This is a genomic window from Mobilitalea sibirica, from assembly GCF_015999265.1.
Taxonomy (GTDB): Bacteria; Bacillota; Clostridia; order Lachnospirales; family Lachnospiraceae; genus Mobilitalea; species Mobilitalea sibirica.
This window is the reverse complement of sequence record NZ_JAEAGR010000001.1, coordinates 135,904-159,833: the sequence shown is the minus strand read 5'-3', so window position 1 is coordinate 159,833 and position 23,930 is coordinate 135,904. Positions and strand designations below refer to the sequence as shown.

Here is a 23,930-nt window from a genome sequence, read left to right as displayed (position 1 = left end):
CTACTTCCCTCCCCTGTATCCCTCCTCATAGAATGTTATCCTATAGCAAGTTATCAGGTAGGATATATGCTTTCTTTTCTTTCAGCTCTCTTCCCTCAATTAGCCTTTCGGCATTATTCATAAATTCGCTGCAATACTGCTCTCCAATTTTTTTATTTATGATATCAAGAGCCTCCGAAAAAATCGGAGGACGGCTTAACATATTATGACAATCACTACCCAGTACATCGATGTAACCCTTTTTGATATAATGAAGAGCCTGTTTTCTCGACTTATCATCTATGATGGAGGTTGTATTTAGTTGTATCACACAGCCCATTCTCCTAAGTTTATTTATATGGCGGCTCCTACTTTTTCTTTTATGATATCTCTCGATGTGTGCAATCACCGGTACAATATCATAATAAGATATTAAATTTGCCAAGGTATCATATGCTTTCTCGCTCCATTTAAAGCCATGGGGTAGTTCAATCAGAAGATATCTGGTGTTCTCTATACATAGCTCGCTGATATCGGGATAGTGAAATAAATAATCATGAAGTATCGTTTCACTTCCAAGGACTAATTCTATTTCTATTCCGATAAGCATCTCAATGCTTCTCGATCTTAAATCTATGAAATCATATAAAGAGGTCTTTGTAGGATCAAAATGAGGAGTGCAAACTACCTTAGATACATTTTGATGGTACAGTGTCTTTGCCATCAACCCAGCTTCTATAACGCTCTCGGCTCCGTCATCTATACCCGGTAAAAGATGTGTATGCAGATCAATCATTCTTATCCTTATAATTCCTATAGTAGTAATTCGACTTTTTCTTATTATGGTGCTGAAATGAGACCCCATTCATTACAAAACCTAAGATGTTAGCATTTGCAAAGCTATATTTATTAAGTGCAGATACTATATTGGGGTAAGTGGTTATCCCCTCTCTTACTACGATGATTACTCCGGAAGATAACTTTACCAGGCTGAGTGCGTCTGATACTACATTGATTGGAGGTGAATCCATAAGAATGTAATCATAAACCTTCTCCAGTTTTGCCAGCACTTCCTCCATTTGTACACTGACTAAAAGTTCATTCGGATTTGGCGGGATTGTACCCATGGACATTACATGGAGATTCTTATATTTTGTTTCCTGTATCACATCATTTTCCGAAACCATGCCGGATAAGGCATCGCTGATTCCCGGTGCACTGCGAACCTTTGTAAAGCTGTGTATTCTTCCTTTTCTTAAGTCACAATCCATTAATAATACCTTAGAACCTGTTTGGGCAATCGTAATTGCCAGATTAACGCTGGTCGTACTCTTACCATCCTCAGGATTCGGACTGTTAATCACTATTTTCTTACATCCGTTCCCTCTCAAGGCAAACCGTAGGTTTGTTCTGAAGGATTTATAGGCCTCCGTGATGATAAACTTCGTATTTTCATTGAGGCAGATCGCTTCATTTTCTGATTTCTTGGAACGTTTCAGAAGCGAAAGAAACGAACGGAATGTGATTTTCTTTTTTTTCTCCTTATCAAAATTTGGTATAACACCCAGAACCGGTATCTGATATCTTTTTGCTAATTCCTCCTGGCTTTTTACTCTTACATCAAACATCTCCCAAAGAATAATTAGGAATACGGAACCAAAAAGTCCTATGAAACCACCGATAATCGTATTTAGAATGATGTTAGGTGAGGATGGGGACGTGGGTATCACTACAGGATCAACGATACTGATTTTTGAAGTATCTTTAATATTTTTTATGTGTACGGGAACCATATCTTGCATTACCTCCACCAGACGAAAGGAGTCCATGGGATCATTGGTCGTTACACTTATTTCAAAAATCTCCGTATTATTGACCGCTTCTATGGTTGTCATTCTTTTCAAATAATCCGGAGTATATGCTAAATTGCTTTCTCTTGCTATCTTACTGTAAAAATCCTTCGTTTGAAGAAAGCCAATGTAAGTGTTTACTACCTTCTGTGCATAATTTAATTCATTTAGATTAGCTGAAGAAGTTGTATCGTTAGGATTGACATACATTTGTACAGATGCCGTATAAGAAGGCTTCATTACGTAACTGCTAATCAAATAACATACACATAAACCGGCAAATATACTGATTACGATAAACCAAATTTTTTTTAGCAAAAGTTTTATCGTTTGTTCCAGAGTCAGTTCCATTCATATTCCTCCTCATATCTCGTAATACCACATGCTTATTCATTATGTTACAGCATACTTTCACGCCGATTTCTCTGTGAATAAGGTAAACTTCTACTGCTATAATATGGATTATTTTTGCTTTTGTGATAAAAAACTTCTTAATACTGCATAAATTGTATTCAAATTTAGACATAAAGTCTTTGTGAACAAAGATTGCACAATACATACTTTCATATGCTTAAAAGAAATTGCTTTTTAATTCCTATAGCAATAAAAAGCATCCCTTATTTCTAAGGGATGCTTTTCACTTCTATTTATTTTATTATTTTTTTTATTAAGTGTGCTTAGTTTTAATATTTGTTTCTGCTTACAATGTATTTACAAGTCATTTCTATTATTAGCAGTCCATACTTATCTATAATTATTACTTAATTTGGTTAACTGCATAACCCATTTCGGTTAACATATCCGTAACACTGTACTCACTGATATAATGTCCTGAGCCAACCACTACGAAGTAACTATTGCTACCTTCCGCTTTTAACAGATTATCGATATAATCCGCCATACCCTTATCCCGTTGAGTCCAGAATTTATCCTGCCATTCTCTTAGATACCCTTTGATTTCTTCATCGGCAATTTCTTCTAATGCACTTATACTATTTCCACCCATTGTTTTCTTGAAAGCTTCTACGTCACCTTTACGCCAGTATTCTAAGGTTGCATTCAGAAAATCATTGGCATGATTGACATTAACTTCAACTTCACTACTAAAAGCATTTTGAAGTAATACAATATTATTAAGAAGAAAGAACTCCTGAGTTCCCGGTGAAAGACTATCTAATATGGTTGCTTGTTTTAATAAGCCCTCAATTTGATAGATCGGCTTTTGATACATATACGCACTATTCATTAATGTTGCATCGATACCAAGTGCTGCTGCATTTTGTGCTTCTGCGTTTTGTTCCTCCGCATTCTGATCTGCACCACCGGCTCCTGCTGAGGCCATTACTTCAAAGGTAAGAAATAAAACCCAAGGTTTCATCATAGCGATTGCTTCTTCAGTTAATCCTACTAATTTTCCTGTTTCTACGGTTAATTGATAGATTTCCGGTGAAACATGATCCTTCAAAGTTGTGCCATCGGTATAGGTTAGAAGCTCATTATACGCTAGCATCTCGGACTCATCATTTAATAACGCTTCAACAATTAATGCATCAGAGCTATGAAATGCCTGCAGGATCCTCTGACTCATCGGATAGATAACCGGTGATGCTATATGAATTGAACCCAGAAGATATACCGTATTCTCACCTGATTTTACTTCCCAGAAAAAACCCTTACTGGAAGCCCCAAGACCTTCATATAGAATGGTTACCAGTCTGGAGGATATCACCATTGCCTGTTCTATACTACATCTTTCATCAAGTCCCTGTTCCCCGTTTTGTCCTGTATAAACACCGATTGCTTTCATATAATCAACCGGAGATAATCCATAATTAAGGCCGATATCCTCGGTATAGTCATAGTCTGTTAATACAGAGTAAAATGCATTAAGAGCCTCCTCAACTGTTACGGAGTAGCTTAATTTCGGTATCGTATACCTGCTTTGTTCTGCACAATCAGAGGTGAGCAATTTATATCTTAGCCCTGCCAGTAATATTCTTAACTGTGACTGTTTGATAGGACCTGTCATGTCCTTTTCGGTCCATCCTGTTGGGTAAATGCCATAGGTTATACCGGCTGAAACATCGGAAATTGCCCAGGTGCTAATCTGTTGGGTTGCTTCTGTATTGGCGGGAGCAGTTTCCGCGGCCCCAGCAAATGCAGGAGTAATCAGCATAAAGCACATAACCAACATTAACAGCATTGATAATAATCTTTTTTTCATTTTTTGTACCTTACCTTTCTTTTAAACTTTTCATTTTGCTAACGCATATAACTAATTCGAAATATGCCTCGCCCATTTAGTTCCATGTTATTATGCTATATATCCTACAGAATATGGATTGAATTATATCATACAAAATATTCCACTTCAAGAATATATTGTAGATTTTTAGACAATCTTAATCTTCTAATCATTTTATTAATTTAATGTAGGTCTAAATAACTAGCCTGTTTTTATAAATGATAAAATCACCTTCTACTATAAGATTACGAACGATACAAAACCCATAGAGGTTACCTATTCTTTATTAGGCTAGTATATATCTGATATCTGATTTATACAACAACTGTTGACATAAACGTCTGATTTATATGAATAAACGTTAGTATTTAATTATTTTATATAGGAAGTGAATCCTCTAAACACAGGGCACCAAACCCAAGAGTACGATTAGGATATACATTCTCAATCCTCAAAGGTCTTGCACCGTTAATCAGATAGGCCTTCAGTTTTTCGCCGTACAGGTACCTATCATTCCCCAGTACGACACCCCACTCCAGCATTAAGGCAGCACTACCGCTTACAAAGGGTGTAGCCATAGAGGTTCCGGACCGAAGTGTATATCCGCCTCCCGGAGATGCTGACATAATATCAACACCGGGAGCTACCAGATCCGGCTTTATATCATTGTCTCTCGTAAAGCCCCTTCCTGAAAAAGGTGCATAGCTCCCGGTATAGGCATTATAAGCTCCTACGGTGACGGCACGATATGCGGTCGAGGGTATAGTTAAAGTAGTGAATTCTGATGGTAGTAAAAACCCGGTACCGGGATTTGTCAATCCTCCCGCAGGCAGCCACATATCATAATCTCCGATCACAATCTTCCTTGGCACCATTTCAATCCGCCAGACTCCGGAATTGATGTAATCTCTGGTTGGGACAAATTCAAGATAGATTTCCTGTTGAATATTATACGGCGTCGGATCACCATAAAAAAGTAAAATCTCTGTCTGTGCAATTGTAAATTGTTGTTTTCCTAGGATTCTGGGAATTGGGCCTACACGAACACCGTTTGGAGCAATGATAGTAATGTCGAATTGGTCATAATAATTTTTCCAAATCTGAAGGTTTAATGAAAACTCAAATTGATCCACGGAAATATCCACATAAGAGGTAGTCCCCATTTGCAATACCCCGGCTGCGTGATTTGCTGTTGCCCCTTCATTTCCTGTGCCAATAACAATACTGGTCCGCCATATGTTAGCTATATCATCAATAAAGGTTTCCAATAAGGTTCTCCCTGTATGAGAACCATAATTATTGCCAAAGCTTATATTAATCGCTACCGGTCTTTGTTGTTCCAATGCGAATCTTACAGCAAAGTCAATTCCCTCCATCAACTGTGTTGTCCTGGGAAAGGAATCCCCAATGGAGGAACCCAGTTTCACAACAATTAATTCACTTTGAGGAGCCACCCCCCGGTATCTGCCTTCACTGGCCCTGCCGTTTCCCGCTGCGATACCGGCTACATGGGTTCCGTGACCGGAGATGTCCACACTGGGAACAATCTCCATCCTCTGAGGCATGGGTATCTGAAGGGCTTCATTTATCACTTCTCTTGTATATAGGGTTCCAATCTGATAGCCTGGTGGTGGGTTTCCGGGAATTGTTTGATCCCATAAAGCTGCAATTCTGGTGGTTCCGTCCTCGTTACGAAAATCCGGATGGGAATAATCAATACCCGAATCTATAACAGCAACATAAACTCCCCTGCCAAACAGTCCGAAAGTTGGTGTTTGTAACGGATTAATACAAGAAGCTGTTCTTCCTTGATTCACTTCAAAAAATAACCGTTTTGGTTTTTCAATAAACTCAATTTCCTCATAATCAGCCAAGCGGTAAATCTGCTCCTCCGGTATCGTTATGATTGCATACTCGTTCATTAGTTCCACAATTAAAACATCCAGTTCTTCCTCGATACGACTCAGGCTGCCATTATACTTTACAATCAGTTCCCAGGTATTCGTTATTGGTGAATAACCTACATCCAAATCCAGGGTTTTTTCTCTCGTAGTCTCAGGAACTTCAAGTGCTAAATTTAATTCGTTTTCAATAACTCCGCTATCCATAGATATCCTCCTATTATTTAAGACAATATTTCAACCAATGTTTTTACTTCCTATAAGGCTGCTATATATTGGAAAAACCAGGATGTACTATAAATTCCGACATTCTCAATACAACACTCCCTTATTGGAATGTCCATCAATTCAGTTAAATATATGCCAGATAGGGGATAGGTTATTACAGTTACGGCTTTCGGCACTGAAACTGGGTTTCCCATACAATATTGGTGTTTCTATACGGTCTTTCCAATAACTTTTTCTAGAAAAGTAGCTTAAAAATGTTACAATAATTAAGTTGACTTATGTAAACTTCTAATTTTATGGGGGTTAGTAAATGAAGAAAAAAACATTGATCATCCTGTCCGTTCTGGTGCTGTCTGGTACTATTTTGGCAGGATATTATTATCTAAATAAAACCCAGCACAAGCTGTCCTACCCCTTATTTCTGGAAGCAGTAGAGCAGAATAAGGTGGCTGAAGTTATCTTAGATGAGAACAGTAATACTTTTAAGACAAAATTAACAGAGAAACCGGACAGTATATATATTGTAACAAATCCAAAAACTGAAGATTTTACAGAATTTTTATTGTTGAATAATATTACTGTTAATTATGGTAGTAACACACCCGCTAATATCTTTCGTGTACTTTTTGTCGCGGCAATTGCAGGTGCAATTATATGGTATACGCGAAACGGTTCTAATAAAAACCTAATTTCGGATACGAATAAAAAGAAGCAAAACTCATCTGCCATTACTTTAAGTCAGGTGGCAGGCAATATAGAGGCGAAATCCATGGTGGAGGATATCATCGGTTTTATAAAAAATCCGGAACAGTATGCACAGGTTGGGGCCAGAATGCCAAAAGGATTGCTATTTTACGGACCTCCCGGAACCGGTAAGACTCTTATGGCGAAAGCCATAGCCGGAGAGGCAAATGTTCCTTTTTATGCCATGAGCGGTTCTGATTTTGTCCAAATGTATGTTGGCGTAGGTGCCAGCAGAATTAGAAATCTGTTCAACAAAGCCAAGAAAAATGAAAAAGCCGTTATATTCATCGATGAAATTGATGCCATCGGTAAAAAGAGAGCACGAAACAGCAATGCCAGCAATGATGAACGTGATCAGACCTTGAATGCCTTATTAACTGAAATGTCAGGTTTTCATGATAATCAAGGGATTGTAGTGATTGGTGCAACAAACCGACTGGATACCCTGGATGAAGCACTGCTTCGCCCTGGCCGATTTGACCGTCAGATAGAAATCGGACTTCCTGATGTAAATTCCAGAAAGAATATCTTATCCCTTCATGCAAAGACCAAGCCTTTGTCTGAGGATGTGGATATGGATGCCCTGGCAAAGTCCACTGTATTCTTCAGCGGTGCCATGCTGGAAAATCTTCTAAATGAAGCAGCAATTCAAGCAGCGAATGAGAAAAAACCGGCAATTAATAAGAACCACATTGACAAAGCTTTTTATACGGTTGTTGCTGGTGCCCCTAAGACGGACCGCAGTTATATCTCAGAGCATGACCGTAAAATCACTGCCTACCATGAAGCGGGTCATGCACTAGCTACTACACTTCTCTTACCGGAACATTATATCTCCAAGGTCACTATTATACCCAGTGTACGAGGTGCAGGGGGATTTAATCTGAGCATTCCAAAAGATACTTTGTTCCAAAGCCAGAGACAATTAAAAGCTAATATTATGGTATTACTTGCTGGCCGTGTCGCCGAAGAATTAATCTTTGGAAAAGAGGAGATTACCACCGGCGCCAGCAATGATATCCAAAAAGCCTCTTCCATGATCGTAAACTATATCAATAAATTCGGTATGGATGAGGAGTTAGGATTATTCAGTATGGATGCTTTTGAACATGGACAGGATAATCAGCTAATCAGTAAATGCCGTTCTCAGATGAACGACTTCTATGAAGATACAAAAAAACTGCTTCAATTAAATCTGGATACACTAAAGAAGATAACCAATGAATTACTTGAAAAAGAATCCTTAACCGGAGAAGATATTGATAGAATTTGTGCATAGCTGTCGTACTCATAAATTTTATGAAAATCTTGTTAGTATACAATTGTTTATTGCATAGGATTAGGGTGTCAAAAGCCTTTGACATCCTAATCCATATAGTTAATGTCGATTATTATTTTTCACTCTTACAATCTTCCATATAACTCCCGTATTAGCAAGATATTCGTTCGGATTATTTCGGACATTCATTCCGAGATCAAGAACATACATAGCATTGTCCGGTCCGAATACAACGTCCACCGGTCTGTTAATGCCCCCCTCCTGAGTCAAATGAGCCGGGAACCCGGTTTTGTTAATGGCAAAGGTTGTTACCCCGCCTGTACTCATATTGATTTGTGAAATACGATGCCCTATTCCTGTATAGGGTGTAGAATTTACAACTGAACTGGGACTGGCTGGTCCGAATTCTGCTATAAAAACATCTCCGTAGTTGGCAAAGCCAGGATTATAATTAAAATCAAAGCCCATAATATTTGATTGGGGTGGAAACGCAGCATAGGGTCTCGGAGGATAATTTGGATGGTTCGTCATCAAAAATTCCGGCTGCTTTCCTCCCTCCGGTGCAAATCTGGGATTTGTAACCGGTTCTCCTCCTGCATAATCAGGCCAACCATACCAAGTCCCCTCTCTGACTAAATGAAATTCGTCCGGAGCGTTGGCGATCGGTCTGCTGCCTCTGATTTCATACCCGTGATTGGCTGCAAATAGCCGAAAATCCTGATCAAAGCGAATACGAACAGGATTACGAAAGCCCCAAGCATAAAGCTCCAGTTCACTTCCATCCAGATTGGATCGCAGGATACTTCCGTTAGCCCTTATCACCCCTTTTTTTACCTCAAAAGCCTGGTTAGGGATACCAAAGGGCGAATATGCTCCGGTAAAAGTATGTTCATCTGCAGCAACCAATATGTTTTCTGTTTCAAAATTCTGACCATTCATCATAATAAAGGTTCCCGGATAGTCAAAAATGAATGGGTGGTGGTAAAGCCATCCGTTATCCAGACCAACTACAGCGGAGTTTGTTGCTGTCCCCTGCCCGAAATACATCTTACCATCGGATCCGAATGTCACATTATTATTGCTGAAATCTCCATTGCTGGGTAACCCAGTAATGATATCTTCTCTGGTTCCATCGACGTGTACTGCCGTGATTGCTCCCTTATGAGATACATAGAGATTACCATCAAGATAATTGATTCCCGTAATCGGCGTATTGAATTCATCTGCAACAACTTCAAAACCATCCTCCGTAAGCCGCAATACCCTAGGAAGGTCTGATATATATCCGGATTCTGCCACATACAAGTCTCCTGCCCTAGTAAAAAGCATACTGATAGGTGCGTTAAGACCCATGGCAAAAACCTCTATCCCATAACCGGCAGGCAGATAGATATCATCAGGGTTTACATATCTTCCCTCTTCCTCATTCACCTGATTAAATTGACATCCTTTTCTTATTCTGGAACTCATTATCATCTTCCTTATGCTCACATTAGTACAATATATTCATATACCATATATTCCATGTCTCTAAGGTAATGTATAAGGAACACCCGACTAAAATACTCATTTTATTTATAGTTTTTATTATGTTGTATCACGTTTTTAACTTGTATTAATATCGATTTATCTCAATCCTAGATACCTTACACACCTTTCGATCATAGGTAAAGAGGCCATTCACTTCATCTTCCACATCCGATAGCTGGGTGTAAACAATGGCAGATAAGCCTTTTTTTCTTAGACATGCAATCTCCTTCCTCATTAAATTCTGATATGCTTCATCTAACTCTTCTTTCGTTCTATAGATCCGGTAACCATAGATTCTCCAGGAATAGGAATGCTCTGGAATATAACAGGCATACCCTCCGAACTCTGATAATATTACAGCTCTTTTCTCTGGTGTAACCTTAAGTTTATGAAAATAGTTATGTATACTTTTAAAATCCCCTCCCCTTTGGTCGTACCAACCGCTGGCATGATCAACCAACCGGGTAAAGTCATGTTCACGGATCAGTTCTGTTATTTGTAAAGAATCAAACTGCCCCCAGGCTTCATTAAAGGGAACCCATACTACTACACATGGAGAATTATAAAGCAATAATATCGTATCAATGCACTCCTGCGTCCATTCTTTTCTTCCCTCTACATTCTTTCTTGCAAACCAGCTATAGTGATGATCCTTAATACATCCGGCTAACCATGGAAATATCGTAGGTAAATATCCGACCAAAAAATCATTGTAATTACCTCCCCCGTTAACCATATCTTGCCATACTAGAACCCCTAGTCTGTCACAATGATAATACCAGCGCAGAGGTTCAATCTTAATATGCTTACGTATCATATGAAAGCCCAAATCCTTCGCCTGGGATATATCAAATATCATAGCCTCATCACTGGGTGCCGTATACAATCCATCGGGCCAATAGCCCTGGTCTAAGAGACCAACTTGAAAATACGGTTCGTTATTCAGTGAAATACGGGGAATCCCTTCCTCGTCTTCCTTTACCTCGATTTTGCGCATGGCAAAATAACTTTCTATCTTGTCTTCTCCAACCGTAATTTCAAGATCATATAAAAAGGGATTTTCAGGACTCCAATACTCAAACTCTTTCATGGGAATTGTTACGTTGGGACTTTTACTTATCAACGTAACAATATTGTTACCTTTAGCAAAAATTTTAATTTTGATTAGTGGCTCAATCTCTTTTCTTGAATCTTCCCCCGTTCTCTTAGTATTTTGTTGATTTATCTGTTCCAAATGATTAGAGTTAATCTGATCCATCAGAGAATCGCTGCTGTTTTTTTCATCGGTTTCTATAACCTGTCTTAGACTTATATCAAGATGAATTGCGCTTTGATCCACCAGCGGTGTGATCCTTAGGGCTTCGATGTACCTATCTGGGACCCATTCCATCCAAACTGTTTGCCAGATCCCGCTCTGGGCTGTATAAAACATACCTCCCCGCTTTAGTTTCTGCTTGCCCCTGCTATGATAGGATGTATCACTATAATCATTTACCCGTACGGACAGAAGGTTACCTTCTTCCTTTATATAATCAGTAATATCCATGGAAAAGGGAAGGTATCCCCCGGTATGTTCTATCACTTTTTTATAATTAATAAAAACCTCACAATACTGATCGACTGCCCCAAAATGCAGAATGCACCTCTTACCCACAGGCTTTTCGGGTATAATCAGAGGTCTTTCATACCACAATGTCTCATCCGGCTGTATCTGTCGATTCACTCCGGATAAGACACTTTCCGGGGAAAACGGTACTAGTATTTTACCATCATAGTATGCAGGCTTATGAATATTTTTTGTGATACAATAGTTCCAATATCCGTTTAAGATAGTATACTCTTCTCTCTTTAACTGAGGTCTGGGGTATTCCTCCAAAACATGTTCAGGATTTAACTGTTCCCCCCAGGATGTGTACAATTGATGGTGTGTATTTATCTTCTTTTTAAAAAGCAAAGTACGTATTGCATCTTTTAATTTCATCTCCAACACTCCAATCCTATTGAACTTAAACTCTCATTTTTAGAAATCTGCGATGGTTTCTTAGATACCTTTGATTAATCTTAGAAACCAACTAATGAAATGTATGTAAAAACCAATCACAATATCCCATATCTCTATTCCATATTTTAACTTATTCACACTTTATTAGCAATTCATAACCTAGCATTGATTCTTATCCGGTTTGTTTTGGTATTATGCCTTTTCACTGCAATTCTTGCGAAAAATCTAATAGCTTATCTTTCCTTCGTTTTCACTATCTGGTATAATGAGGTATACTCTGATTGTTTAAAAAAGTGAGCCTCCAAAGTGTGCACTTGAATACTAAACAATTCGGATAAATTCTTCTAATTATGAAAACACTCATAGAAGAAACAGAAAATTGTACCAGATAAAAGGAAAGGAAGATAAAACATTGAGTTTTTCTAAAGACTTTATATGGGGAGCTGCTGCTGCCTCATATCAGATTGAAGGTGCTGCAAAAGAAGATGGAAAAGGCATCTCCGTATGGGATACATACTCCCACACGAAAGGTAAAACCAAAAATAATGATCATGGTGATATTGCCTGCGACCACTATCACCGGTACAAAGAAGATATTGCCTTAATGAAAGAAATGGGAATAAAAGCATACCGCTTATCCATAAGCTGGCCACGGATTCTGCCTGAGGGTGTAGGAAGTATCAATGAATCCGGTCTTGCATTTTATAATCACCTGGTGGACGAGCTTCTCGCAGCTGGAATTGAGCCTTATATTACATTATTCCACTGGGACCTGCCCCAGGCAATCTATGATCGGGGTGGTTGGAAAAACAGGGATATCTCCGACTGGTTTGCCCAGTATGTGAAGGTTGTTGTTGATAGTTTATCAGATCGCGTAACTAAGTGGATCACCGTCAATGAACCCCAGTGTCATATCCTGTTAGGACATGTAGACGGAAGTCACGCCCCTGGCGATCAGGTATCCATTCGTGATGCTTTTATTATGATGCACAATATACATCTAGCCCATGGTAAAGCGGTACAGACGATACGAAAATTTGCTAAAAAACCAGGCATTGTAGGATATGCCCCTAATCCGTGGCCTGGAATACCGTTCTCTAATAACAAAAACGATGTGGAAGCCGCAAAAAATTACTCCTTAAGTGGTACCACCCGTGGTTTATGGTCCAATACCTGGTGGCTTGACCCTGTTTTATCAGGAAGATATCCTGAAGATGGCTTAGCGTACTTTAAAGAAGATTTTCCCTTTGATATCATTCAGGGCGGAGATTTGGAGCAGATTTGTCAGCCTCTGGACTTTTTAGGAATTAATATGTACCAGGGGGCTATCATTCAGTACGACGATCAACATGGCTATATCGAAGTCCCAAGAAAAACCGGCTATGATAAAACCGCCATGAAGTGGCTGGTATTACCGGAAATTCTTTATTACATGCCAAAATACTTATATGAAAGATATCAGTTGCCAATTTATATTACGGAGAACGGCCTTTCTTTATCCGATTGGGTTAGTTTGGATGGTAAGGTTCATGACTTAAATCGAATTGACTTTATGCACCGTTACCTTAAAGAGTTAAAAAGAGCAACTACAGAAGGCGTTGATATCCGCGGTTACTTCTATTGGTCTGTTATGGATAACTTTGAATGGTCCGAAGGCTATAACGAACGCTTTGGGTTAATACATGTCGATTATGTTACACAGAAAAGAACCCTGAAAGATTCCGCTTACTGGTATCGTAAGGTGATTGAGAGTAACGGTGATATTCTTTAAAGTTATTCTCTATTTGTTTTTTGTTATTATCTTAAAGACATCATATATAAACAAAAAATTATTGTAGTTTACTTATATTAGATTGGTTTAACATAAAAACCTCATAAGACGGGACATAAGGTTTCCCCTCATGTATTGTTTGGAAAGCATATTATTTACTCCAAATAACTTGTAGGAACCCTTATGTCCCGTCTTTTAATATGTTTATTATAAACTGTTAGTTGAAGGAAATAGGTGATAGTCTAAAACCCTCCCGATAATTAATATATTTTAGTTCTTTTTGTCACTTTCTGTATTATTTTGCATATAGTAAAGTAAGGACTTGGATATAACCTATCCATCCTGCCATAGCTTATAACAAGTTATGGGTTTATAAAAATAATAAAAGGAGGAAGAAGTATGAATTATAATATAATTGCACATCTTTCAGAATTTATTGGTCAGACGGTTACAGTATTCACTACTAGCGGTGGACCTTCCGGCTGCGGCTTTACTGGTGTTCTTTTATTCGTTAACCCTTGTTATATTCGTTTATCTACCCAACAAGGAACACCACCAACAAGTCCTTTAGCAGAAAACATCTGCCCGAAATTTGCTGCTGATACACAGGGACAGGGAACAGGTTGCCATAAACCGAAACCTATACCACACTTTGTAATTGGTTCCGTATGTGATATACCGGTAGATAAGATAGCATCCTTCTGTCATAACGCTATATAATAAGGTTTTATAACGAAAAAAGCTATTTCATTAATATTTATGTCTTTCTTTGTCACAACATGTAAAACCATTTCATATTATGATATTAGGATATGAAAACGAAACGTAGGTATCCAAAACTTTAAAATCAGATTGGAGGAAAAATATATGTCATTATTAGGTTACAATAATAATTATGGAGGAAATATGAGTTTAGTACGACATCTTTACGAGTTCATCGGTCAGACCGTGACTATCTTTACCACCAGCGGCGGACCTTCCGGCTGCGGTTTTACAGGTGTAATACTCGCTGTAAATTGCAACTATGTTAGACTGGTGACACAGCAGGGTACACCTCCTACCAGCCCACTCAGTGAAAACATCTGCCCACAATTTGCAGCCGATGAGGCGTTCGACGGCGGTATCGGCGGTGGCATCGGTGGCGGTCTAGCAGGTGGTATCGGCGGTAAAGTTGGCGCAGGCGGCGGCGGAATCGGTGGCGGTCTAGCAGGCGGTATTGGTGGCGGTATCGGTTGTGGAGGCTGTCATTATCCTAAACCACAGCCATTTGTAGTTGGTTCCGTATGTGATATCCCGATTGATAGGATTGCAGCCTTCTGCCATAACGCAGTATAACGATAAGTTTATACCAAAGAATGAGTAATATAGCTGAGCCGGCAAGATGAACCAGCAAGCGGCTTCACTTGTCATAAAAATGGGTTGTTTTCTACCTCTGCTTACCGTATATGTTACGATAATACAGCGTGGGAGACATCCCTTTTTTATACCAAGTCTTTTTCCGAATCTTTCAGTCTTTAATTTCCTTAAATGTCTTCTGACCTAAGAAATCCTGCCTGCGGATATTTTAAAAGTCGATCCATAACCCCTTGATGGCATCCTCGAAATTGTGCTGTTAGATCCTGTCCTGCTATTAATCCGTTATGTAACCCTCCTACCCAAGCAGGAGCTGCACTAAGGTCATAGACCACATTATTAACCGCGACATAGATTGGTTTTCCTTCTGTTCCATCATAATAAGCAAGTTCTTGTGGAGTGAATACCTGTAACTGTGCCTCTTTGGTCTGGGTCTCATTCAAAATATGAGACATAGGTATCTGAGGTTCACTTACTGCCTGACTTTTCTGTACAGAATGAAGATTGTTATGATATTCTTCCTGCCATACTGAATAACGCTTTATATAATTAATTAGAGTATTAACTCGATCATCTATCTGCTTCTGAAAATAATTACTTTGATAACAGGAGGTGGCAAATACCTGCATCTGACTAAAATGGCACATTTCCTTAATATAGCCATCAACCATCCTCCTCAATTCATATTCATCCATAACAATTCACCTTTCTAATGATATATTGTACCAATCTGACATGTAACTGCTAAATTATTATTCCTCTGTCTTTACATAACATTCCTTATATATGTATATTAATCCGATACAGTAAATTTTATAGGTCTTATAGAATATATATGCCTATTTTATGCAAGAACTTCTCCTAATACAAAGTTCTAGATAAATCTACTCATTCAATGTGATATTATCACAGAGGAAAAAATTAATCGTCTGTTATAATGAGCCGACTTGTTAAAGAAAGGGAGGATAATGTGGTGAGAGATATTATAATAATGGGCAATGGCCGGCAGTTGTGAAATTAAATCCAATCCTTACAGTTCAACCATATACAGTGCTATCCTAGGACTACAGTTATCTACTTGATACTACTTGACTTATAAAGAAAGAGGAGAACAATGCGTAATAATAAATATTTATACCTGATAACTATTACTTACTTTGCCCTTGGCTTTGTGAATATACATTTTGCTCTTTTGGGATTGATTTGTATGGCAATACCATTCTACTTGCTACAAAAAAACAAGAAAAAGACATGGTGTCAGGGCTACTGCCCGAGAGCCAGTCTGTATACTACGGTCGGTAAACATAAAAAAAATTCCCGTAAGACACCGGTTTATTTTACTAAAGGTAATATGAAGAAAATCGTTCTGGCTTATTTCTTCGTAAGTCTGACAGTGATATTAATGTCAACTCTAGGTGTGGCAATCGGAAGGATCCCCCCTATGGATTATCTAAGGTTTCTTCTTGTCTTTAAATTACCTGTAGATTTGCCTCAGATTATTGAAATAACTAATCTTGCCCCATGGGTTACGCATCTTGCCTACCGTTTTTATTCCATGATGATGACTACCTCCATACTTGGTCTCTTACTGGCACTCATTTATAAACCCAGAACCTGGTGCACCATATGCCCGGTTGGTACTCTATCCGATGAATATCTTAAAAGCAGAAAGAAAGTGAGTAACCGTCCTGTTATTCATAAAAATGTTGAAGCAGAATAATGCAACTATTATAATAATAGTAAAATTACATGGACTATTAAACAGAGGAGGCGTGCTATGGATTCCTATATTTTATACAGTATAACTGTTGTATTCCTTATCTTTTCCATATATAAAGATAAGAAAAAAACAAAGATGGCATTAAAAAAATCCTGGAAGGCGTTTGAGAATATATTACCCCAATTTCTGGTTGTAATCCTATTGGTCGGTATTATGCTTGCGGTCATAGATACGAATACCATCTCTAAGATTATCGGTTCCAAATCAGGTGGTTGGGGAGTCATCGTATCTGCTGTGATTGGAGCGATAACCCTTATTCCGGCATTTGTTGCATTCCCAACTGCAGCTCTCCTCTTAGAGGGCGGTGCTGGGTATATGCAGATTGCAGCATTTGTATCCGCTCTTATGATGGTCGGAATCGTAACTCTACCGATTGAATTCAAATACTTTGGTAAGAAAATGGCCATTCTTCGTAACACTTATGCCTTTCTTTTCTCCTTTGTAGTGGCTTATATTATCGGGATCGTTATAGGTTAAAAAAGTGCACCCTAAATCACAAAGACAAGAGATACTTAAAATATTATATTCTGTAATGGAAATTGAAAGGTTTTTAGAATTTGAGCTGTCTAAATTGACAGCATGGAGGGTTAATATGAAAAAGTTTTTCAAAAGATATCGCTCTTTTCTCATTGTATTGGCTTTACTATTGTTAATAACACTAATAAATAAGAAAATTGGCTTTAAAGCCTTTGATATAGCTACCTTCTCCATGAAGGAAATGTTATTGGTAATTCCTCCGGTTTTTATTCTTCTGGGCCTACTGGATATTTGGGTACCCAGAGAGACTATGATAAAATTCATGGGAGAAGGTTCCGGTTTGAAGGGAGTACTATTATCCATTCTCTTAGGTTCCGCAGCGGCAGGTCCTCTCTATGGAGCTTTTCCGGTTGCTGCCGTATTCATGAAAAAGGGCGTAAAGTTTATGAATATCTTAATCTTTCTGGGTGCCTGGTCAACAACAAAGATTCCTATGTTCCTTTTTGAAATGTCATCGCTAGGTACTTCGTTTGCAACAACCAGGTTGCTGATTGATATTCCCGGTATCATTATTATTGCATATCTCCTTTCAAAATCAGTATCGAAAGACTATGTGAATAAGCTTTATGTTAATGCAGAAAATTTATAATATTCGGTAATATATAACTTAATAAAGGAAACTTTATAATTTAACATTTTAAAAGGAGGAAAAATTTGAAACTTACGAAAAACATTTTTTTACTTTCGATATCAATATTAGTTCTAATGACCCTAACCGGATGTTTTAACTATGGCAATATGAATGAGCCAAGGAATGATATTAAGACCTCTGACACAGCTGATGATACAGACAACACGGGCATAACTGGTGAAACGAACTCCTTAGTAATGGAGAAAATTACAGCTGAACAGGCGAAGGAAATGATGGACCAGCAAGAAGATATAATTATTCTAGATGTACGTACTACACAAGAGTTTAATTCCGGACATATCGAGGGAGCGGTTCTTATTCCTGATTATGAATTAGCCGAGGTTGCAGAGGAACAGCTAAAAGATAAAGATGCTATCATATTGATTTATTGCCGAAGCGGGAATCGAAGTGCCCAAGCTGCCAATACTTTGCAGGAACTTGGTTATACCAATTTATATGATTTTGGTGGTATCATAGACTGGCCGTTTGATATTATCAAATAATATAGCGATGGTTGAATATCAAGAAATATGATAAAGTACATTAACAATGGATCTGTGAAATATAGACATCGAAATCGATTCCACCTGTATCATAGGTGAAATCGATTTCGATGTCTTTTTATTAGAGATAACGAAGCTGCTGCTATAAATTAATATTTCATATGGGCACTAAATATAAATTGGTAAATATACTTATATTTTTTATGTAATATAACAAATTTCTAATGTGTTTTATATTGTATTTCAGTAATTTTAATGATAAAATTAGAATAATAAGTCATAAAAGGTTGCACATAATATGTTTTTGTATTATTCTGTCTGCTACCGATTATTAGTGACATCCATTATTTATGAATAAACAGGGAGGGTTTCATATGTCCGAGCAACAAAACAGTAAAGTTAAAAATCGAAATAATACAAGATTTTTAATCTTAACTTTAGCTTTTCTGATTTTAGTTCTTATGGTAGCACTGTCGCTTTTGTTTTTATCTGACAGGGAGGGAGTAAAAGATTATATTCAATATGGATTTATTGTGATCATCGTATTATTTGCCTTGGAACTAATTCTGTTGTTAAGATTCTTCGCTTCTATTACCTTGGTTGATAAAAACGCTAATTTATTATCCCAAGGAAAGCTGAATATCAGTGATATTAACGCTGATAAAACCAAGGGTCTTGAATCTTTAACAATTGCATTTAACGAAATGAAGAGAAATTTATTAAGCTTTATCGAATCAACAAAGAGCAATGTGATAATTCTGTCTGATGCAGTAGATAAGGTAACGAAAAGCCTTGACATGAGCTATAAAGGCAATGAACAGATCGCCTCCAATATGAATATCGTAGCAGAAAAAGCTCAGGATCAGTTAAAAATTGTGAAAGATACCTTGGACCGGATTCAGGAAGTATCACAAAGAACCAATAGCATTACTACGAGCCTCGCGAATATTGAAGGCTTTGTTGAAAATACCGTTAATATGGCAGAGAACGGTTCCGAACATTTGGATAAATATAATGAGCAGATGGATGTTATCTCCACTAACCTTTCTGATACTTCAACCTTTATTGATACCTTAAACTCACATCTGAAAGAGATTGATCAGGTAGGCGGTCTTATTATCAATATTACAGAACAGTTAAAGCTTCTTTCCCTTAACTCCGCTGTTGAAGCCGCAAGAGCCGGTGAGGCTGGTAAAGGCTTCGTAGTTGTAGCTCAGGAGATGAATAAGCTATCCTCACAAACGAGGGACAGCATTGGTCAGATTAATAAATTGTTGAGTAATATTCTTAATTCAAATGAAAAAGTTAGCGAAAGTATTGATAGCTGTGTGGAAAGCTTTAACATTAGTAAAGAAATTTTCAATTCCGTGAAGGATTCCTTCTATACTATCAATAAGAATGCCAATATCCTTAACGAAGATATGAAAAAGGTATATGAAGAATCCCGCTTAATAAACGAAAACACTAAGGGTATTAATGAAAAAGGATTAATTCTTCATGATGCATCCAATGAAATATCATCTATTACTCAGGATGTGGCTGCCGTTACCGAAGAAGAACTTGCAGAGAACGAAGAGATTAATAATCAAGCCCTATCCCTGCAAAACATGCTGTCCAGTATAGAGAACCTGTTAATGAGATTTAAAACCTCTATCGTTCCTGTAGATCAGGTGAGTCCTAAGAGATTAAAAATTGTGATGCTTAGTCCCCTAGACCATCCCTTCTGGCACGGTGTAAGACAGGGTGCATTATATGCCAAAAATGAATTAAAAACGAAAAATGTTGAGGTTGAATATATTGGTTTTGAGCATGTGGACGATAGATTTAATCAAACCCTGGCTGAAAGAATTAAGGAAGGCTGCGATGGTATCGTTGTTCCAGGATTTATCCAAGATATTGAAAATCATGTAGCTAATGCAAACCGCAAGAATATTCCGGTTATGGCGTTTAACTGTGATTTCGTAGAAGGTACGAAAAGATTATCCTACTTCGGACCTGATATTCATGCAGCCGGTTTAATGGCCGGAGAATTGGTAGTGAAAGCATTGGATGGTGAAGGAGAATATGCTCTAATCCGGGGTGGATTAGGAACTTCCATTAATAAAATCCGTAGAGATGCTCTGATAGAAGTAACCAAGAAAAAGAAAAAGATTAAATTAGTTGAAGAAATCGAAGCGGAAATAAATGATAATATTGTTTATAAGAAAACAAAGGAATCCTTGATGAAGTACCCGAATCTACGGGCTTTAGTTGTAGTTACCGGTGGCATCACAGGTGCAGCAAAAGCAATAGAGGAATTGGGGCGAATCGGAAAAACCGTTCTTATCTGCTTTGATTATGACCAAAAGGTAATGGAATTAATCAAACAGGGTATATGCTATGCTGCCATGGGACAAGATCCCTTCGGTCAGGGCCATGATCCAATCATTTCTCTATATAATTATATTATGGCTAACGAAACACCTGATAGTATTTCTTATACAAGAACAGAGGTTATTGATATTAGAAGTATCACTGAAAGTTAATTTAAAAATTGTTCTAAAATACTATAAAAAGGGCATCACTCTTTCATTATAAAAGTGATGCCCCTTATTGTATAAGTAATATTATTTTCTTACACACCCTATGGACCAACTAAGATTTAGGGTGTGTAGATTTCCTATACCAATCCTTACGAGTATTTTCTGCTTGCTTCATATGAATATTAAAGCCTCTGTCTTTCTTGGCTATATATGTGATACAATAATTTCCATATTACCTTTTAAACAATACGTACCGTAACCATAGGGCAGAATAAAATGATCCCCTTTTTTTATCTCTATTTGATCAATAGATCCTTTACCTTCTATTATACTGACATTTAAAAACTTAAATTCTTGCATAAATGTCTGTTCCCCATGAAGGCTTAGTTTACTTACCGTATAATATTTACATTGAATTAGTTCTTCCAATACGCAGTTCTGATAATTCGTTAACTTTCCTCTTACCGTTACATCCTCATGAGGACATCGGATCACATCTATGCTTTGCTCTATATGTAAGGGTCTAGGCTTTCCATTATCCAGTCTGTCATAGTCATACAGACGATAGGTTATGTCACTGCTTTGCTGCGTCTCCAAAAGTAAGGTGCCTTCCTTAATTGCATGTACTGTACCGGGATTAATCTGCAGAAAATCTCCTTTCTTAATGGGTTTGATACGGATTAGCTCCTGCCATCTTCTATCCTCTATCATCTTCCTTAGCTCTTCCCTGCTATCTGCATTATGACCAATTACCAGATTGCCATCTTCAGGGCAATCAAGTATATACCAACATTCGGTCTTACCGAGTGCCCCCTGCTCATGTTCCATGGCATATGCATCATCCGGATGGACCTGTATGCTTAAGTCTGCTTTGGCGTCTATGATTTTAACTAAAAGAGGGAACACCTCTCCCTCGACGTCTCCAAACAACTCCCGGTGATGCTTCCACAACCAACTTAAGTTTTTTCCTTCATATGTACCGTTTTTAACAATACAATCTCCGTTTTTATGAGCACTGATCGCCCAACACTCACCGGTATGTTCATCTGGTATATCATAACTAAATTCTGTTTTAAGACGGTCACCACCCCATATCATTGACTTAAATACCGGCTTAAGAAATATTATCTCGTTCATGGTAGACCCCTTTCTAATGTCCTGTGCATTAAGCCCGACAAAATTCTTAACTATATTATAGCAAACCGGCATTATATTTCAACAAGATGAATTATTTTTAAGTTACAGACTAACTTAATTGGTTACGTTAAACAGTAAAATTCACATAACATAATGACGCTTACATCTATATGTTTATAACCATGTCAATACAAAGTATATTCGAATCCTGTCCATTAACCTTATAAGTACAAGAAATCGTTCTACATAAGCCTCCTGTCGCAGACGATATATATTCATGGGAAAAGTGTATTCTATCCTTATCTTTCACAGCTTGACGAAAATATTTCTTATCATCATGGTTATCCCCTGGTATTGCCGGATGAAAATCTTCATTATCTTCCAATTGAATATTTGGATGCATAATCGTATGACTAAGCTGCTTTCCGTTATCACCAATCACATAGACACATTCAATTTCATCTTTTTGTCTCACTATATCAATCAGTACCCTATCTATCTCAGCGGTTGAATTATTAATTCCCTGTAATTGATTCTTAAACTGCTCTATCCATAACAAAATCTTCTCCTTTTCCATCTCCCTTCTCTGTGGATAATTTTTTATCTGACTCTTCAAACGATATCCACTCAATACACTTCTTAGTTGAGATGATATATCGTGAAGATTACATGCTTCAGCAGAATTTTCCTGTGCATAGGCTGCATTGTTTTGTACAACCTCCGAGATATTCGTGATTATTGCAGAAGTATCTTTAAGACTTTGTGCCTGATTTTCGGAGCGCTCCGCTATCTCTTTACATAAATGGGTGGTTTTTTCAATAGAACTTTGTATACTAATTAAACTATCCGCTGTCTTACTTGCTATTTCAGTACTTTCCTGAGTTGTATGTATACTGTTATTAATAAGTGATATTGTTTTTTCAACCGCTTCTTCACTTTTTACAGCTAGAATATTAACTTCATTAGCAACCACTGAAAAACCTTTCCCCGATTCTCCGGCCCTAGCAGCCTCTATTGCAGCATTTAATGCCAGCAACTTGGTTTGTCCTGCTATTTCTTTTATTATATCAATAATATGTGAAATATCCTTAGATGAATTTTTTACGTTTTCCATGGATGTTAACATTTGATCCATATATACTCTTCCGGTTTTTGTTTCCTTCTTTATTGCCTCCATACCTATGGCCGCCAACTTTGCATTTTCTGCATTATTTACGGTCTGCTCCGTAATCTCATAGACTGTGTTTGACAAGCTGCTAATTAAATCTGCTTGATTTGATGCATTATTAGCAAGAACAGAGGAAGCCTTTTCCATCTGATCAGACAGAATATCCATTTGATTGGATAGCTTTAATATTTTTTCAAATGATTTATTCAACGATTGTTTTATTTTATGAAGAGCACTTCGTATAGGAAGAAAATCTCCTTGATAATTAATGTCTTTGTTCAATGTAACCGCCATATTTCCCGCTGACAGATGTGATAAAACATGGGAGACTTCATTAATATATTCATTAAATGATCCGCTGATAAAGCTTACATCTTGTGCCAGTTCACCCAATAAAGTAAATTCATTCGCGTTAACTTCAATATCCAAATCTCCTTGTAATAGCTGATTGGTTATTATTTTAATATTTTCAATTTCCTGGTAAAACCCGAAATCCTCTTTGTTACTTCTTTTTCCTGTCTTTCTAAACATAGCAAATGCTCCTCTCTTGTAAATTAGCATAAAAAAAGCAACGGATTTACTACTCCGTTGCTTTTTTAAATATAAACTATGATTGTTTCTATGTCAATAGTTTTAATTATTTCTCTTGCACAAAAGGCAACGGTACCTGCTCCGTTGCCTTCTATGCAAACATGTAACTATTATATTAACGAAAAAAAGTATGATGAATACATTTTCATTACGGTTTGGCATCGTATCATTACTTTGTA

The 23,930-nt window shown here is 37.6% G+C and carries 18 protein-coding genes; 9 read left to right on the top strand and 9 right to left on the bottom strand.

Annotated features, from left to right (window positions below):
* Positions 1-40: 40 nt before the first annotated feature.
* The 4 genes from I5677_RS00680 to I5677_RS00665 all read right to left on the bottom strand — a co-directional run bounded on the left by I5677_RS00680 (position 41) and on the right by I5677_RS00665 (position 6,182).
* Positions 41-775, bottom strand: coding sequence for a CpsB/CapC family capsule biosynthesis tyrosine phosphatase (locus I5677_RS00680; protein WP_197659631.1), 735 nt, complete (start codon positions 773-775; stop codon positions 41-43).
* A complete protein-coding gene (locus I5677_RS00675) occupies positions 768-2,180 on the bottom strand; it encodes a polysaccharide biosynthesis tyrosine autokinase (RefSeq protein ID WP_197659630.1) in 1,413 nt (470 codons plus the stop codon). The genes I5677_RS00680 and I5677_RS00675 overlap by 8 nt, the downstream gene beginning before the upstream one ends.
* A gap of 406 nt (positions 2,181-2,586) precedes the next feature.
* Complete coding sequence (locus I5677_RS00670; protein WP_197659629.1) at positions 2,587-4,053, bottom strand: TraB/GumN family protein; 1,467 nt, start codon at positions 4,051-4,053, stop codon at positions 2,587-2,589.
* Positions 4,054-4,451: 398 nt separating this feature from the next.
* The gene (locus I5677_RS00665; protein ID WP_197659628.1) at positions 4,452-6,182 is read right to left on the bottom strand and encodes a S8 family peptidase; all 1,731 of its coding nucleotides are present in this window, start codon (positions 6,180-6,182) and stop codon (positions 4,452-4,454) included.
* A gap of 331 nt (positions 6,183-6,513) precedes the next feature.
* Here I5677_RS00665 and I5677_RS00660 point away from each other — a divergent pair, with 331 nt between their 5' ends.
* Positions 6,514-8,226: an ATP-dependent metallopeptidase FtsH/Yme1/Tma family protein gene (locus tag I5677_RS00660; RefSeq protein ID WP_197659627.1), complete on the top strand. Its 1,713-nt coding sequence runs from the start codon at positions 6,514-6,516 to the stop codon at positions 8,224-8,226.
* 99 nt (positions 8,227-8,325) lie between these two features.
* On the opposite strand, the gene I5677_RS00655 is transcribed toward I5677_RS00660, so the two are convergent.
* Both I5677_RS00655 and I5677_RS00650 read right to left on the bottom strand, forming a co-directional pair.
* Positions 8,326-9,696, bottom strand: a complete 1,371-nt coding sequence (locus I5677_RS00655) for a PQQ-dependent sugar dehydrogenase (RefSeq protein ID WP_197659626.1) — start codon at positions 9,694-9,696, stop codon at positions 8,326-8,328.
* 145 nt (positions 9,697-9,841) lie between these two features.
* On the bottom strand, positions 9,842-11,737 hold the full coding sequence (locus I5677_RS00650) for a glycoside hydrolase family 2 protein (RefSeq protein WP_197659625.1): 1,896 nt from the start codon (positions 11,735-11,737) through the stop codon (positions 9,842-9,844).
* A gap of 433 nt (positions 11,738-12,170) precedes the next feature.
* Here I5677_RS00650 and I5677_RS00645 point away from each other — a divergent pair, with 433 nt between their 5' ends.
* From I5677_RS00645 to I5677_RS00635, 3 genes are all read left to right on the top strand, one after another.
* A complete protein-coding gene (locus I5677_RS00645; protein ID WP_197659624.1) occupies positions 12,171-13,529 on the top strand; it encodes a GH1 family beta-glucosidase in 1,359 nt (452 codons plus the stop codon).
* 399 nt (positions 13,530-13,928) lie between these two features.
* Positions 13,929-14,249, top strand: coding sequence for a hypothetical protein (locus I5677_RS00640; RefSeq protein ID WP_197659623.1), 321 nt, complete (start codon positions 13,929-13,931; stop codon positions 14,247-14,249).
* 186 nt (positions 14,250-14,435) lie between these two features.
* Positions 14,436-14,864 (top strand): hypothetical protein, encoded by a 429-nt coding sequence (locus tag I5677_RS00635; protein ID WP_197659622.1) that lies wholly within the window; start codon positions 14,436-14,438, stop codon positions 14,862-14,864.
* Between the two features lie 188 nt (positions 14,865-15,052).
* On the opposite strand, the gene I5677_RS17100 is transcribed toward I5677_RS00635, so the two are convergent.
* On the bottom strand, positions 15,053-15,577 hold the full coding sequence (locus I5677_RS17100; protein ID WP_243456450.1) for a cytochrome b5 domain-containing protein: 525 nt from the start codon (positions 15,575-15,577) through the stop codon (positions 15,053-15,055).
* A gap of 419 nt (positions 15,578-15,996) precedes the next feature.
* On the opposite strand from I5677_RS17100, the gene I5677_RS00625 reads away from it, so the two are divergent.
* The 5 genes from I5677_RS00625 to I5677_RS00605 all read left to right on the top strand — a co-directional run bounded on the left by I5677_RS00625 (position 15,997) and on the right by I5677_RS00605 (position 20,858).
* Positions 15,997-16,602 carry a 4Fe-4S binding protein gene (locus I5677_RS00625; protein ID WP_197659621.1) on the top strand — a complete coding sequence of 202 codons (606 nt, stop codon included), beginning with the start codon at positions 15,997-15,999 and terminating at the stop codon, positions 16,600-16,602.
* A 57-nt stretch (positions 16,603-16,659) separates the two neighbouring features.
* Positions 16,660-17,139, top strand: a complete 480-nt coding sequence (locus tag I5677_RS00620) for a permease (protein WP_197659620.1) — start codon at positions 16,660-16,662, stop codon at positions 17,137-17,139.
* Positions 17,140-17,254: 115 nt separating this feature from the next.
* Entirely contained in the window at positions 17,255-17,788 is a 534-nt protein-coding gene (locus I5677_RS00615) for a permease (protein ID WP_197659619.1), read from the top strand.
* 65 nt (positions 17,789-17,853) lie between these two features.
* On the top strand, positions 17,854-18,333 hold the full coding sequence (locus I5677_RS00610; protein ID WP_243456449.1) for a rhodanese-like domain-containing protein: 480 nt from the start codon (positions 17,854-17,856) through the stop codon (positions 18,331-18,333).
* Positions 18,334-18,707: 374 nt separating this feature from the next.
* Positions 18,708-20,858 (top strand): substrate-binding domain-containing protein, encoded by a 2,151-nt coding sequence (locus I5677_RS00605; RefSeq protein ID WP_197659618.1) that lies wholly within the window; start codon positions 18,708-18,710, stop codon positions 20,856-20,858.
* A 201-nt stretch (positions 20,859-21,059) separates the two neighbouring features.
* On the opposite strand, the gene I5677_RS00600 is transcribed toward I5677_RS00605, so the two are convergent.
* Positions 21,060-21,992 (bottom strand): type I phosphomannose isomerase catalytic subunit, encoded by a 933-nt coding sequence (locus tag I5677_RS00600; protein WP_197659617.1) that lies wholly within the window; start codon positions 21,990-21,992, stop codon positions 21,060-21,062.
* Positions 21,993-22,158: 166 nt separating this feature from the next.
* Positions 22,159-23,691: a methyl-accepting chemotaxis protein gene (locus tag I5677_RS00595; RefSeq protein ID WP_197659616.1), complete on the bottom strand. Its 1,533-nt coding sequence runs from the start codon at positions 23,689-23,691 to the stop codon at positions 22,159-22,161.
* Positions 23,692-23,930: the final 239 nt, after the last annotated feature.

What these genes read in the sequence shown, in the direction of transcription:
- I5677_RS00660 (WP_197659627.1), top strand. Translation starts at nt 6,514, where the DNA reads ATGAAGAAAAAAACATTGATCATCCTGTCCGTTCTGGTGCTGTCTGGT.
- I5677_RS00600 (WP_197659617.1), bottom strand. Translation starts at nt 21,992, where the DNA reads ATGAACGAGATAATATTTCTTAAGCCGGTATTTAAGTCAATGATATGG.
- I5677_RS00670 (WP_197659629.1), bottom strand. Translation starts at nt 4,053, where the DNA reads ATGAAAAAAAGATTATTATCAATGCTGTTAATGTTGGTTATGTGCTTT.
- I5677_RS00615 (WP_197659619.1), top strand. Translation starts at nt 17,255, where the DNA reads ATGAAAAAGTTTTTCAAAAGATATCGCTCTTTTCTCATTGTATTGGCT.
- I5677_RS00595 (WP_197659616.1), bottom strand. Translation starts at nt 23,691, where the DNA reads ATGTTTAGAAAGACAGGAAAAAGAAGTAACAAAGAGGATTTCGGGTTT.
- I5677_RS00635 (WP_197659622.1), top strand. Translation starts at nt 14,436, where the DNA reads ATGAGTTTAGTACGACATCTTTACGAGTTCATCGGTCAGACCGTGACT.
- I5677_RS00620 (WP_197659620.1), top strand. Translation starts at nt 16,660, where the DNA reads ATGGATTCCTATATTTTATACAGTATAACTGTTGTATTCCTTATCTTT.
- I5677_RS00650 (WP_197659625.1), bottom strand. Translation starts at nt 11,737, where the DNA reads ATGAAATTAAAAGATGCAATACGTACTTTGCTTTTTAAAAAGAAGATA.
- I5677_RS00665 (WP_197659628.1), bottom strand. Translation starts at nt 6,182, where the DNA reads ATGGATAGCGGAGTTATTGAAAACGAATTAAATTTAGCACTTGAAGTT.
- I5677_RS00680 (WP_197659631.1), bottom strand. Translation starts at nt 775, where the DNA reads ATGATTGATCTGCATACACATCTTTTACCGGGTATAGATGACGGAGCC.
- I5677_RS00605 (WP_197659618.1), top strand. Translation starts at nt 18,708, where the DNA reads ATGTCCGAGCAACAAAACAGTAAAGTTAAAAATCGAAATAATACAAGA.
- I5677_RS00655 (WP_197659626.1), bottom strand. Translation starts at nt 9,696, where the DNA reads ATGAGTTCCAGAATAAGAAAAGGATGTCAATTTAATCAGGTGAATGAG.
- I5677_RS00625 (WP_197659621.1), top strand. Translation starts at nt 15,997, where the DNA reads ATGCGTAATAATAAATATTTATACCTGATAACTATTACTTACTTTGCC.
- I5677_RS00675 (WP_197659630.1), bottom strand. Translation starts at nt 2,180, where the DNA reads ATGGAACTGACTCTGGAACAAACGATAAAACTTTTGCTAAAAAAAATT.
- I5677_RS17100 (WP_243456450.1), bottom strand. Translation starts at nt 15,577, where the DNA reads ATGGATGAATATGAATTGAGGAGGATGGTTGATGGCTATATTAAGGAA.
- I5677_RS00640 (WP_197659623.1), top strand. Translation starts at nt 13,929, where the DNA reads ATGAATTATAATATAATTGCACATCTTTCAGAATTTATTGGTCAGACG.